Here is a 13,224-nt window from a genome sequence, read left to right on the forward strand (position 1 = left end):
GCCGGTTTCCTCCTCTTTTACAGCCAGTCCATGACCACCTTGCCGGAATTTCCTGAGCGCATCGCCTCGAAGCCATCGCGGAATTCACCGATCTTGATCCGGTGAGTAATGACAGGCGCAAGATCCAAGCCGCCCTGGACGAAGGCGATCATCTTGTACCAGGTCTCGAACATCTCGCGGCCATAGATGCCCTTGAGGTTTAGCATCTTGAAGATCACCTTGTTCCAGTCGATCTCGAAGCCGGCCGGCGCGATGCCGAGGATGGCGATCTTGCCGCCATTGTTCATCTTGTCGATCATGTCGCGGAACGCGGGTGCCGCACCCGACATTTCAAGCCCGACATCGAAGCCCTCGGTCATACCGATCGACTTCATCACGTCGGCCAGGTTCTCCTTGGATGCATCGACCACGTAGTCGATCCCGAGCTTGCGGGCGAGATCCAGACGGTTCGGGTTGATATCGGTGATCACGACCTTGCGGGCGCCGGAGCGCTTGGCAACCAGCGCGCCCATGATGCCGATCGGCCCGGCACCAGTGACCAGCACGTCTTCGCCGACGAGATCGAAGGACAGAGCGGTGTGAACGGCATTGCCGAACGGATCGAAGATCGCCGCGATCTCATCAGGAATATCATCCGGGATCGGTACGACATTGGCTTCCGGAATGCAGACGAACTCACCGAAGGAGCCCGGGCGGTTGACGCCGACGCCGAGCGTGTTGCGGCAGAGATGCCCGCGGCCGGCACGGCAGTTGCGGCACTTGCCGCAGACGATATGCCCCTCGCCGGAGACACGCTCGCCGACATGGTATTTGGTGACCGCAGAACCGATCTCGGCGATCTCGCCGCAGAATTCGTGACCGACGACCATCGGCACCGGAATGGTCTTCTGCGCCCACTGGTCCCAGTTCCAGATATGCACGTCGGTGCCGCAGATCGCCGATTTCTTCACGCGGATCAGCACATCGTTCGGGCCGACCTCGGGAACCGGCACGGTCTCCATCCAGAGCCCGACCTCCGCCTTCGACTTCACCAGCGCCTTCATCATGTTCGACATAATTTTCTTCCTTCGATTGGCGCCCGGCCTCACTGTCCCTTCTCCCAGCGGGGAGAAGGTGCCCGAAGGGCGGATGAGGGGCTGCCCCCGTAAACATCAACTGCTCTTCGCTTGCGCTCCGAGCCTCGCTTCGCTCGCCCCCTCATCTGTCCTGACGGACATCTTCTCCCCGCTGGGGAGAAGGGGGAAACCGCATCTAGATAACCCCAAGCTCCCTGCCCGCTTCGGCAAAGACGGCAATCGCCCGCTCGACATCGGCTTTCGAATGCGCCGCCGACATCTGCGTGCGGATACGGGCCTGGCCCTTCGGCACAACCGGGAAGGAGAAGCCGACCACATAGACGCCCTTCTTCAGCATCAGCGCCGCCATATCCTGCGCCAGCCTGGCGTCGCCGAGCATCACAGGAATGATCGCATGCCCCTCGCCGGCCAGCGTGAAGCCGAGCTTTGTCATTTCGGTGCGGAACAGCGTGGCGTTGGCCGTAAGCTTTTCGCGCAGGCTATCGCCGTTCTCGATCAGGTCGAAGACCTTCAGCGATGCTGCCGCGATGACCGGCGCCAGCGTGTTCGAGAACAGATAGGGGCGCGAGCGCTGGCGCAGCCAGTCAATGACCTCGGCCTTGCCGGACGTGTAGCCGCCCGAAGCGCCGCCCAGCGCCTTGCCGAGCGTCCCGGTGATGATATCGACCCTGCCCTCGACGCCGCAATATTCGGGCGAACCGCGGCCGTTTTTGCCGACAAAACCGACCGCATGGCTGTCATCGACCATGACCATCGCGCCGTATTTATCGGCGAGATCGCACACGCCCTGCAGATTGGCGATGATGCCGTCCATCGAGAAGACGCCATCGGTGGCGATCATCTTGAAGCGGCTGCCCTCGGCCTTCTTCAGCTCTTCTTCGAGCGCTGCCATGTCGTTGTTGGCATAGCGGAAGCGCTTGGCCTTGGAGAGGCGCACGCCGTCGATGATCGAGGCATGGTTCAGAGCGTCCGAAATGATCGCATCCTCTTCGCCGAGCAGCGTCTCGAAGAGACCGCCATTGGCATCGAAGCAGGACGAATAGAGGATCGTGTCTTCCATGCCGAGGAAGGAGGAGATGCGCGCCTCGAGCTGCTTGTGCTCTTCCTGCGTCCCGCAGATGAAGCGCACCGAGGCCATGCCGTAGCCATACCGGTCGAGCGCCTGCTTGCCAGCTTCGGCAAGCTCCTCGTTGTCGGCAAGGCCAAGGTAATTGTTGGCACAGAAGTTCAGGACGCGGTCGCCGGAAGCCACGGCGATCTCCCCCGCCTGCTTCGAGGTGATGACACGCTCAGATTTGTAAAGCCCTGCTTCCTTGAGGGACGCGAGCTCGGTGGTGAGGTGTGAAAGAAATGCTTTTGTCATTGTAAACGCCATAATCCCCAAAAATTCCTCCGATGGGCGCTGCAATTAGCACAAAGCAAGTGCAGATGTCGCCGATCCGGTACGAAATATTTTCGAGGGCACGCATTTTTCGCGCACGATGCCGGTGGGTCGTCGTTCAGTCGTCGTGACTGAGGATCACGTCCAGGAAGGCGTCGCCGTAGCGCTCGAGCTTCGATTGGCCGACGCCTGATATGTCGAGCAGTTCCTTGCGGCTGCGGGGCCGTTCGGTGGCGAAGGCGATGAGCGTCGTGTCGGGGAAGACGACATAGGGCGGCACGCCGAGCGATTTGGCGATCGACGTGCGCTCGGCCCGGAGTGCCTCGAACAGCAGCCCGTCGGCACCCGACAATCCGGCATGGCGATTGGTCCGCTCCGCCTTGCGCGCGCTGCGCCCCGCAACCACCCGATCCTTCCGGAAAAACACCTGCCGCTCATGCTTAAAGACGGCACGTGCCTCCGCTTCCAGCTTCATCGCCCCATAGGCGTCATGGTCGATGCGGATCAGGCCCATGGCGAGAAGTTGCCGGAAGATCGATTGCCAGGTTTTCGCGGCAATATCCTTGCCCGCACCGAAGACCGGCATCGTCGTGTGGCCGAAGCGCTCGGTCTTCTCGTTGGCATTGCCGAGCAGCACGTCGATGACATGACCGGTGCCGAAGCGTTCGCCGGTCCGGTAGACAGCGGCAAGCGCCTTGATCGCCGCCTCAGTCCCGTCCCAGGTCTCGACCGGCTTGGTGCAGGTATCGCAGCTGCCGCAGCCGCCCGCATGCACCTCGCCGAAATGCGCCAGAATAGCCTGGCGGCGGCAGGAGGCGGTCTCGCAGATGGCGAGTAATGCATTCAGCTTGCCGCGCTCGATACGCTTGATTTCATCGGCCGCGTTGCCCTCGTCGATCATCCGCCGCCGCTGGATGACATCGGCCATGCCATAGGCCATCCAGACCTCGGAGGGCAGCCCGTCGCGCCCGGCGCGTCCCGTCTCCTGATAATAGGCCTCGACCGAGCCCGGCAGATCGAGATGCGCGACATAGCGCACATTCGGCTTGTCGATCCCCATGCCGAAGGCGACGGTGGCGACGAGGCAGAGCTCGTCTTCCTTGAGGAAAGCATCCTGATTGGCGTCGCGCATCGCCCGGTCCATGCCGGCGTGATAGGCGAGCGCCCGGATGCCCTGCGTGTTCAGCCACTCCGCCGTGTCCTCGACCTTGGCGCGCGACAGGCAATAGACGATGCCGCTATTGCCCTTGTGTCCGGACAGGAACCGCAGCAGCTGCTGGCGCGGCTGGTCTCGCTCGACGATTTCATAGGCGATGTTCGGCCGGTCGAAACTGGTGGTAAAGACTTCTGCGCCCTCGAGCCTCAGCCGCTCGATGATGTCCTCGCGCGTATGCGGATCGGCCGTCGCCGTCAGCGCGATGCGCGGCACGCCGGGATAGTGCTCGGAAAGCCTGCCAAGCTCGCGATATTCCGGCCGGAAATCATGTCCCCACTGGGAGACACAATGGGCCTCATCAATCGCAAACAGCGCAATCCTGGCATCGCCGATGATGTCTCGGAAGCCATCCATCAGGATACGCTCCGGCGTCACATAGAGCATATCCAGCGTGCCCGATGAAATGCCCCGGCGAATCTCGACATATTCTTCGCGGCTGATCGAGGAGTTGAGTGCTGCGGCGCGGATGCCGAGCTGCTTCATCGCCTCCACCTGATCGCGCATCAGCGCAATCAGCGGCGAAACGACGATGCCGATGCCATCGCGGCAGAGCGCCGGAATCTGGAAACAAAGTGATTTGCCGGCACCCGTCGGAAACAGCACCACGGCATCGCTGCCAGAGGCGACATGCTCGACCACTGCCTGCTGCTTGCCGCGAAAGGCCGGAAAGCCATAGACGCGCTTCAAGATGTCGAGCGGCGCCTTGCCATTGCCGAACAACGCGCCACCCGCCGAAAATGCCTTGTCACCGCCGTCCATCAATGGCTCGCCGCGCCCTTGACCCGGCCGGAAAGCACGCCGAAGCCGTCGATGATCGCTTCCTGGTTTTCAAGCCGCAGACCTTCGAAATGCACTTCCTGCAAGGCCCGCATCAGCTGGTCGATGATCTCGGCATTGCCCTCTTCCGTCGCCTCGGCGATTTCCCGCTCGAGCTCGATTTTTTGCCAGCGTAGCGCCTTGGCGCGCTTGTGGAAGGCAAGCGCCTGACGGTAGCCCTCGCGCGCATCCTCCATCGCCGCCTCTTCGGTGGCGGTCCAGAGCCGCGCGTTGCGCACCTGCTGATCGAGCCCCTTGAGCAGACCGCCAAAGTCCTGCCGCTCCAGCTCTTCGAACAGATACTCGCGCGTCAGATGCGGACTGGCGACCATAGCCGCCGCCCCCAGCATCGCCGACCACAGGCGCTGCAGATCGCGGTTGTCATATTCGATGGCGGCGATTTCGTCGTAGTCATCCTGCATCAGCACCGGATGATTGATGACGGTCAGCGCCAGCACGCTTTCGCGCAGCGCCGGAATTTCCTGGTGGCCGCGCACCAGACCTGATCGCGTCAACCGCTCGGAGACCAGATTGACAGTCCGCGCACCACCCGCCGGCGGGCGGCCCTGGCCGTCCTTGCCGCGGAAATTTCCACCACCGCCACCGCGTTCGAAATTGCGGCGGTCGTCGCCCCTGTTCTGGAACTGCGGCTGGAAGAACCTGTTCAGCCGATCGCGGATATCCTGCTGATAGTGGCGGCGGACGTTCTCGTCGCCGATGACAGCCACCATCTGCTTCAGCCGCGCTTCGAGCTCGGCGCGCGCCTCGGGCGTATCGAAATTGCCGCCGCCGGCTTCCCGGCCCCAGAGCATTTCCGCCAGCGGCTTCGCCTGGCTCATCACCTTGTCGAACGGCGCCCTGCCCTCGTTGCGCACGAGATCGTCAGGATCCTTGCCATCGGGCAGCAGCGCGAAGCGCACGGTGCGGCCGGGCTTCAGATGCGGCAGGGCTAGATCGGCCGCGCGGTTGGCAGCACGGATACCGGCGCCGTCGCCATCGAAGCAGAGCACCGGCTGCGACGTCATCTTCCAGAGCAGATCGAGCTGGTTTTCGGTGAGCGCGGTGCCGAGCGGCGCCACGGCATTTTCGATACCCGCCTGATGCAGCGCAATCACGTCCATATAGCCTTCGACGGCAATCACCGTCGGCTCGCCGTCGGCACCCTGCAGCGAGCGGCGGGCACGGGCAAAATTATAGAGCACCTGCCCCTTGTGGAAGAGCTCGGTCTCATTGGAATTCAGATATTTCGCCGGCGCATCGGGCGACATCGCCCGGCCGCCGAAGGCGATCACCTTTTCCCGCGACGAGAGAATCGGAAACATGATTCGATCGCGGAACCGGTCGTAGCTGACGGGAATGTCGGATCCATGCACCACGAGACCGCAGGCCTCGATCTGCTCCTTGCCCACGCCCTTGCCCGACAGAAATTCCTTCAGCGCATTGCGGCTGTCTGGCGCGAACCCGAGTCTAAAAGTCTCGATCGTCCGTCCCGTCAGCCCGCGGTCGCGCAGATAGGCGCGCGCACGGGCGCCATTGGCGGTCTGCAGCTGATCCTGGAAGAACTGCGTCGCAAGCTCCATGACGTCGAGCAGCGACGTCCGCTCCTTTTCACGCTTCTCCATCGCCGGATCGGCAACCGGCATCGGCACGCCCGCCATGTCGGCGATCTGCTGCACCGCTTCGGGAAAGCTCAAGCCTTCGAGCTCGGTCAGGAACCGGAAATGATCGCCCGTCACCCCGCAGCCGAAGCAATGATAACGGCCCTTGCGATCCTCGCAGTGAAAGCTCGGCGATTTCTCGCCGTGGAACGGGCAGCAGGCCCAGTAGTCCCCGCGCGGCACATTGGTCTTGCGCTTGTCCCAGCTGACACGGCGGCCGATCACGTCCGAAATCTGGACGCGGTCGCGTATGTCATCGAGAAAGGAATTGGAAAAGCGCATCAGGACCTCGTGGCTGAGCGATCATATAAGCAGGTTTCACCCCCGCCGCCACGAACTTCGAGGGAATTACGCGCTATTCACAGGCTTGACGCCGAGATGATTGTATATACAATTGCATATACAGCGGCGCATGGGTGCCTGGAAGCAATGGAACTTCGGGTGCAGCGTGGAACCTATAGCCAAGCACTTCTCGTCGTTCGAATGGGATGAGAATAAGCGGCAGGCAAATATCCTCAAACATGGAATCGATTTTCCGGCAGCGGCGGCCGCATTGAACAAGCCGCATCTGGAAAAGACGTCCGACCGGCATGGAGAAGTTCGCACACTGGCAGTTTGCCTCGATTCGCAGCGACTGATCGCGATCGTTTATACGATGCGCGGTGAATGCTGCCGGATCATTTCTGCCCGTGCGGCACGCAACAATGAGCAAAGAGCGTATCGTCAGATATTCGGCTGAAGCCATCGAGAAAATGATCGGCGAGGGCAAGGATCGAACTGATCACGCCCGGGTCGGGGCCATGAGCGATGCGGAAATTGAGCGCGCCATGCGCGACGATCCCGATTGGGCCAATACTCTCGATATCGATTGGTCGACCGCAGAGATCGTTCAGCCGCCGGCCAAAAAGCCTCTCTCGATCCGGCTGGATCAGGATGTCGTCGATTTCTTTCAATCGAGCGGCAAGGGATATCAGACTCGCATTAACACTGTGCTGCGCCATTACGTCGATCAGCAGAAGATGAAGCAAGAAAAGCGTCAAAAATGACGATCAATAAAGCGTGACGCCATGCGGCAGGAGGGTGCGACAATTGTGCACGCAGGGCCGCTGTCACGCCAGTTTTCAAGCATTTCCAAAAACATATGAAAATATTGATGTTTTCATTATTTCAATGACTTATTTCTATCTGCGGCGGTGAAAACGCCTGATGGGAAGCGTGCTAATGAAAAGCCTTGGCGGGCATTCAGACTATCCACAACCCAATTATTATATTTTTGTAATTTGAATACTCCGCTGCGGCGCAATACCGTCTTCTCATCAAAGCGATCCCCGAGCGAGGCACCATCCCTACCCCCGGCGCCGCCTCGCAAGGGTGCCTTTGCAAATACACCGCCAGTGTGGGCCTAGCCCAGCGTCGCTGTCGGCAGCAAAGAGCAAGAAGGCAGGAGCGCCCCCAGCTCCTGCCTTCTTTAATTTCAGGCACAGCTGTCCCGGATTTTTGCAATTTAACCTTGCCGGTTAACTCACCTAACCATTTTTGGGACACTCCGTTCAAAACGGACATTGACTCGGGACGCTGAGAAGGCAAATGGAATAGCCGTCGCCTTGCCGAGTTCCCAGATGTCCTTGACCGCCGAAACACTTGCTATAGACGATCGCTTTTTTGGAGCAGTATTGATCTGCGCCAACGAGATGCTGACGATCTATAAGGAAAGCCCGAGAATCGCGTCCATTTTTGCTGCGCAGCAACGGTGGCTGATGGCGCATTCAGGCTTTGCATTGCATTACGGATTGCCGGGCGAGGAGAAAAAAGGCCTGTATTCCGGGCGTTTCGTGGATTTCGTCGTCAGCAACAAGATCGCCAGCCGCAACACGGCCGCCGCCTTCCTCCAGGAAATGCTCGTCTACCGTTTCCTGCGCCCCTCAAGCGGCCAGGCCGACCGGCGCACGCGCCTCGTCGAGCCGACGGAGACTGCCGAGCAGCACTTCTTCAAGTGGCTGCAGACACATCTTTTCATTCTCGACAACCTGGACGGTGGCAAGCGCGCCGAAAAGCTCAGCACCGAGCCGGCGCTCATTGCTAAAATTCAACCCCTGATTGCTCAGGCCATCATCGCCACCAAGGCGGTGCGTGATCCCGGCGCCACCTACAATCTATTCAACTGGGCAAATTCCGGCGGTCTTGTCATGGACTATCTGATGTCCCGCCTGCCGGCATTCGATGGCGCGGCCGAACGGATATCCATTGGCCCGGTATCGCTAAGCGACCTGCGCACCCAGTTCATGATTTCCAACACCCATCTGAAGCGCCTCCTCAGCCAGGCGGCGGAGATGGGAAGCGTCGGCTGGGACGAGCCGCCGCGCAAGGGCGACCTGTGGCTTTCGCGCGGCTTCATTCTCGAATACCGCGATTACCAGGCAGCCAAGTTCGCGGTCGTCGATGCGGCGGCCGAGACTGTGCTCGGCCGCGCCATCTGATTTACTTCAAGAGTTCCTTGACGGCGCCTGAAGCCTTGGCGAAATCCATCTGCCCGGCATAGCGCTCCTTGAGAGCCGCCATCACCTTGCCCATGTCCTTCGGTCCTTCGGCGCCGGTTTCCGCAATGATCGCCGAGATATTGGCGCGCACTTCGGCATCCGAAAGCTGTTTCGGCAGGAAATCCTGGATCACTGTGATTTCCGCGCGTTCCTTCGCGGCCAGCTCCGGGCGCGAATTCTCTTCGTAAATCTTCGCCGATTCGTCGCGCTGCTTCACCATCTTGGCGAGGATCTGCAGAATCTCGTCGTCGCTGGCTTCTTCCTTGCCGGCGCCGCGATTGGCGATATCACGATCCTTGGTGGCGGCCTGAATGAGACGGATCGTCGAAAGGCGCTCGGCATTCTTGGCTTTCATCGCCTCTTTGAGGGCGGTGGCGAGTTGATCGCGCAGCATTATTTCACTCCTGTTGAATGGCGCTACATAAACCACGCAAATGGGGAGGATCAAATAAATTGCGATATCAGCGCCAGAAACCGCAGGAAAAGCGTGTCCCGATACGTTAGAAAAGATTGACGGCAGGCGAGAGCGTGGCTATCTACCGCCACCTGCACCAAAATTCGTGATCAGGCCTGAGACGCGCGGCGGCGAGCTGCGCCCATACGCTTGCGAACACAAATGGCAGCCTGACGGCCCAAGACGTCGAGAGCAGCCGGAAACGGGATGATGATGACCGCGACAGCCCCCTGGACCATTGAAAAGCCGACCGCCCTGCTCGTTCTCGCAGATGGCACCGTGATCGAAGGAAAGGGCATCGGCGCGACCGGCAAGGTCCAGGCCGAGGTGGTCTTCAACACCGCATTGACCGGCTACGAGGAAATCCTCACCGACCCCTCCTATCTCGGCCAGATCGTCACCTTCACCTTCCCGCATATCGGCAATATCGGCACCAACGAAGAAGACATCGAAGACCTGACGCCGGCAGCACGCCACGGCGCGGTCGGCGTCATCTTCAAGGCTGACATCACCGAACCGTCCAACTACCGCGCCGCCAAACATCTCGACGCCTGGCTGAAAGCCCGCGGCATCATCGGCCTCTGCGGCATTGACACACGCGCACTAACCGCCTGGATCCGCGAGAACGGCTCGCCGAACGCCGTCATCGCCCATGATCCGAATGGCGTCTTCGATGTCGACACGCTGAAGGCCGAAGCCAAGGCCTGGAGCGGCCTCGAAGGTCTCGACCTCGCCAAGATCGCCTCTTCGGGCCAGTCCTCGCAATGGACGCAGACGCCCTGGATCTGGAACGAAGGCTATGGCGAACTCGGCGCTGCCGATGCCAAGTATCACGTCGTCTGCCTCGACTACGGCGTGAAGCGCAACATTCTGCGCCTCTTCGCCGGCCTCGATTGCAAGGTCACCGTCATGCCGGCGACGGCGAGCGCCGAAGACGTGCTTGCGGTCAACCCCGATGGCATCTTCCTGTCGAACGGCCCGGGCGACCCGGCCGCAACGGGCGCCTATGCCGTCCCGGTCATCCAGACGCTGATCAAGACCGACATCCCGGTCTTCGGCATCTGCCTCGGCCACCAGATGCTGGGTCTCGCGCTCGGCGCCAAGACCGAAAAGATGCACCAGGGCCATCACGGCGCCAACCATCCGGTCAAGGATCACACGACGGGCAAGGTCGAGATCGTCTCGATGAACCACGGCTTCGCGGTTGACACGAAGTCGCTGCCCGAAGGCGTTGAGGAGACTCACGTTTCACTGTTCGACGGCACCAATTGCGGCCTGCGTGTTTCCGGCAAGCAGATCTTCTCGGTGCAGCACCACCCGGAAGCCTCTCCCGGCCCGCAGGACAGCCACTACCTCTTCCGCCGCTTCATCAACATGGTGCGCGCCAAGAAGGGTGAAGAGGCGCTTGCTGAACGGTAAGAGCAGCCGCTATTTCTTAACAGCACCTTAAGTGCGGCGGTGTTACTCATCAGTCAGTTTATGCGTTGACTGGACAATGAATGAGAGAGCGCCGCCACATTGCAAGCCTTGACGGATTGCGCGGCATCACCGCGCTCGCCGTCGTAATGGCGCATGTCTATCTGGTCTTTCCAGCGCTCGGTCCGCTGCCTCTGCCTGATATCGGGAGCGGCGCCGTGGCGATCTTCTTTGCCATCAGCGGCTTCCTGATGGCCTATCTCTATGGCGACAGGCCATTCTCCAGAAAGAATACCGCCGATTTCCTCGTCAACCGCTTCGCCCGCATCTATCCGGTCTATCTCGCCGCCGTGCTGCTGGTCGTTGTCCTCTCGGCCGTTCCCGGTCTCGGTTATATCGATCCGATAACGGGACCCTTCCAGATCGTCCGTCATATCGTCATGCTCGGCTCGACCGGCGTTCTCTGGACGATCCCGCCCGAGATCCAGTTCTATCTGGTCTTCCCGTTCATCTGGATGTTTCTGGCCAATCCGGTGCGCTACCAGTGGATCGCTGTGCTGATCGGCTGCCTGCTGGCGATCGACGGTCTCCTCGGCTTTCCGGGAAGCGGCATCCTCTTGATATCGAAGCTGCCCTATTTCCTGCTCGGCGTCCTGGCCGGCTACCTGCACCCGCGCCTGCAAAGTGCGGCCCGCGGCATAACAGTCGGCGTCATGGCGATCCTCTTGCCGGCCTTTCTGCTCAGCCATCGCGCCCTATCGATCGAGGTCTCCGACACTCTCTGGGGCATGTCGACCGCGCTTGCCGCTGCTCTTTCCGTCCTGCTCGTCGCCCGCGAGCATCCGATTTCCGCCGCGCTGTTCGCCTCCCGCCCCTTCCGCTTTCTCGGAACGATCAGCTTTTCGCTCTATCTCCTGCATGTGCCCTGCCTGTTCCTGACGGCCAAGCTGCTCGCAGGCATGCCGCTCTGGCTCGTCATCCCCCTCGGATGTGCCGTCGCGCTCGCAGTCGCCACCGCGAGCTACCACGTTATCGAGGCGCCATGCCGCATCTTCCTCGTCAATCGCTGGAAGCGCCGCAATCCGCACAAGGCGGAGCTCTTGACCTCAACTTGACTTGACGAATGACAGCCGTGCAGGCGCACGCATCGGCATTGCCAGCCACGGACCGGTAACGGCCTGACGTTGACGAATGGCCGGGCTCAGGCGCCGGCCATTCTCCCCTCGCGGCGCACGAGAATATAGAAGCGGGCGCAGAGCATGGTCGCCGCTGCCGCAAGCCCGACCAGGAAGCCGAACCAGATGCCGACGCCGCCGAAGCCGAGCGGGAAGGCCAGCAGCCATGCCAGGAAGAAGCCGATCGGCCAATAGGCGATCAGGGCCAGGATCATCGGCACCCGCGCGTCCTTCAGCCCGCGCAGCAGGCCGCTGGCGATCGCCTGGATCCCGTCCACCAGCTGGAACAGCCCGGCGACAACGATCAGCGGACCCGCATAGGCGAGCACCGCGGCAGCTTCCGGGTGGCTCGTATCGAGGAACCAGCGCGCGAAAAACTCCGGCATGACGGCAAACAGGATACCGCCGAGCGCCGAAACCACGCAGGCGATGATCATCACAGTGATCGAGGCACGCACGACGGCCAGATGATCGCCCTGCCCGTGGGCGATGCCGATGCGAACCGTTGCCGCCTGGCTGAGGCCGAGCGGGATCATGAAGGCGATCGACGCCCATTGCAGCGCGATGCCGTGGGCGGCAAGCTCGATCGTACCGATGCGGCCCATCAACAGCGACGCTGCGGTAAACAGGCTGACTTCGGCCAGGATCGTGATGCTGATCGGCAGACCGAGACGCACAACGTCCCAGAGCGCATGCCAGTCCGGCCGCCAGAAGCGCACCAGGATCTCGTAGCGGCGCGTCTCTTCCTTCATCTGCACATAGGCGAGGATGAACAGGAAGCCCGCCGTCTGCACGGCAACGGAAACGATCGCCGCGCCTTCCAGACCCATCGCCGGAAAGCCGAAATGGCCGAGCACCAGGATGTAGGCAAAGATCGCGTTCAGCACCAGCATGGCGATCGTGACATTGAGCACCACGGCCGCCTTGCCGATGGCGCTCACCAGCGCCCGCATGACATTGTAGAGCAGGCCCGGCAGTACGGCGAAATGGCCGATCAGGATATAGCCATGTGCGAGCTTGGCGACCTCGGGCTTCTGCCCGGCCGCCAGCAGGATTTCCTCGGCATAGAAGAAGGCTGGCTGCATGACCAGCCAATAGGCGGTAACGACCCAGAGACCCATGCGCATCGAGCGGCGCACCGTGACGATATCGCCACGCCCATAGGCCTGCGCCACCATCGGAATGACGGCGATCGCAAATCCCGAGCCGAAGATCAGGATGGTGAAGAGAAACTGCGCTGACAGCACCATGGCCGCCAAGTTTTCGGCGCCGAGCTGGCCGACGATCATCACATCGGTCGTGTTGATGCCGAGCTGGGCGAGCTGCGCGCCGATGAAGGGTATGCCGAGCGCCAGCGTCGCACGGAAATGCGATCCCCAATGGTTGTCGGTGTGCGGCGCGAGCTTGTTCACGTCAACAGGCGTGTCCATGGCAAAAGTCCAATTGTTTTGAATCGTTTTCGGCCGCGGAATGGCGGCAAGTTATTACCGGGCCT

The 13,224-nt window shown here is 61.2% G+C and carries 11 protein-coding genes; 5 read left to right on the top strand and 6 right to left on the bottom strand.

All coding sequences use genetic code 11. From position 1 onward, the window contains the following. Positions 1 to 17: 17 nt before the first annotated feature. The 4 genes from tdh to dnaG all read right to left on the bottom strand — a co-directional run bounded on the left by tdh (position 18) and on the right by dnaG (position 6,429). Positions 18 to 1,055 carry an L-threonine 3-dehydrogenase gene (gene tdh / locus AC1DNK_RS07340; protein WP_477940230.1) on the bottom strand — a complete coding sequence of 346 codons (1,038 nt, stop codon included), beginning with the start codon at positions 1,053 to 1,055 and terminating at the stop codon, positions 18 to 20. Between the two features lie 196 nt (positions 1,056 to 1,251). Beyond that, complete coding sequence (locus tag AC1DNK_RS07345) at positions 1,252 to 2,439, bottom strand: glycine C-acetyltransferase (protein WP_112515799.1); 1,188 nt, start codon at positions 2,437 to 2,439, stop codon at positions 1,252 to 1,254. 136 nt (positions 2,440 to 2,575) lie between these two features. Then, positions 2,576 to 4,432, bottom strand: coding sequence for a DNA helicase RecQ (gene recQ / locus AC1DNK_RS07350; protein WP_477940231.1), 1,857 nt, complete (start codon positions 4,430 to 4,432; stop codon positions 2,576 to 2,578). Then, positions 4,432 to 6,429 carry a DNA primase gene (gene dnaG / locus AC1DNK_RS07355; protein WP_477940232.1) on the bottom strand — a complete coding sequence of 666 codons (1,998 nt, stop codon included), beginning with the start codon at positions 6,427 to 6,429 and terminating at the stop codon, positions 4,432 to 4,434. The genes recQ and dnaG overlap by 1 nt, the downstream gene beginning before the upstream one ends. Positions 6,430 to 6,559: 130 nt before the next feature. Here dnaG and AC1DNK_RS07360 point away from each other — a divergent pair, with 130 nt between their 5' ends. The 3 genes from AC1DNK_RS07360 to AC1DNK_RS07370 all read left to right on the top strand — a co-directional run bounded on the left by AC1DNK_RS07360 (position 6,560) and on the right by AC1DNK_RS07370 (position 8,624). Further along, a complete protein-coding gene (locus AC1DNK_RS07360) occupies positions 6,560 to 6,886 on the top strand; it encodes a BrnT family toxin (RefSeq protein ID WP_477940233.1) in 327 nt (108 codons plus the stop codon). 13 nt (positions 6,887 to 6,899) lie between these two features. Further along, positions 6,900 to 7,193, top strand: coding sequence for a BrnA antitoxin family protein (locus AC1DNK_RS07365; protein WP_477940234.1), 294 nt, complete (start codon positions 6,900 to 6,902; stop codon positions 7,191 to 7,193). A 573-nt stretch (positions 7,194 to 7,766) separates the two neighbouring features. Then, the gene (locus AC1DNK_RS07370; protein WP_477940235.1) at positions 7,767 to 8,624 is read left to right on the top strand and encodes a hypothetical protein; all 858 of its coding nucleotides are present in this window, start codon (positions 7,767 to 7,769) and stop codon (positions 8,622 to 8,624) included. A gap of 1 nt (position 8,625) precedes the next feature. Here the strand turns inward: AC1DNK_RS07370 and AC1DNK_RS07375 are convergent, their stop codons facing one another. Beyond that, positions 8,626 to 9,078, bottom strand: coding sequence for a GatB/YqeY domain-containing protein (locus AC1DNK_RS07375; RefSeq protein WP_112537821.1), 453 nt, complete (start codon positions 9,076 to 9,078; stop codon positions 8,626 to 8,628). Positions 9,079 to 9,351: 273 nt separating this feature from the next. On the opposite strand from AC1DNK_RS07375, the gene carA reads away from it, so the two are divergent. Together carA and AC1DNK_RS07385 are read left to right on the top strand one after the other, a co-directional pair. Further along, complete coding sequence (gene carA, locus AC1DNK_RS07380; protein WP_477940902.1) at positions 9,352 to 10,557, top strand: glutamine-hydrolyzing carbamoyl-phosphate synthase small subunit; 1,206 nt, start codon at positions 9,352 to 9,354, stop codon at positions 10,555 to 10,557. Between the two features lie 80 nt (positions 10,558 to 10,637). Beyond that, on the top strand, positions 10,638 to 11,669 hold the full coding sequence (locus AC1DNK_RS07385; RefSeq protein WP_477940236.1) for an acyltransferase family protein: 1,032 nt from the start codon (positions 10,638 to 10,640) through the stop codon (positions 11,667 to 11,669). A gap of 86 nt (positions 11,670 to 11,755) precedes the next feature. On the opposite strand, the gene AC1DNK_RS07390 is transcribed toward AC1DNK_RS07385, so the two are convergent. Then, a complete protein-coding gene (locus AC1DNK_RS07390; protein ID WP_477940237.1) occupies positions 11,756 to 13,159 on the bottom strand; it encodes an MATE family efflux transporter in 1,404 nt (467 codons plus the stop codon). Positions 13,160 to 13,224 lie beyond the last annotated feature (65 nt).

The sequence above is a fragment of the Rhizobium sp. 01N424 genome, from assembly GCF_056399485.1.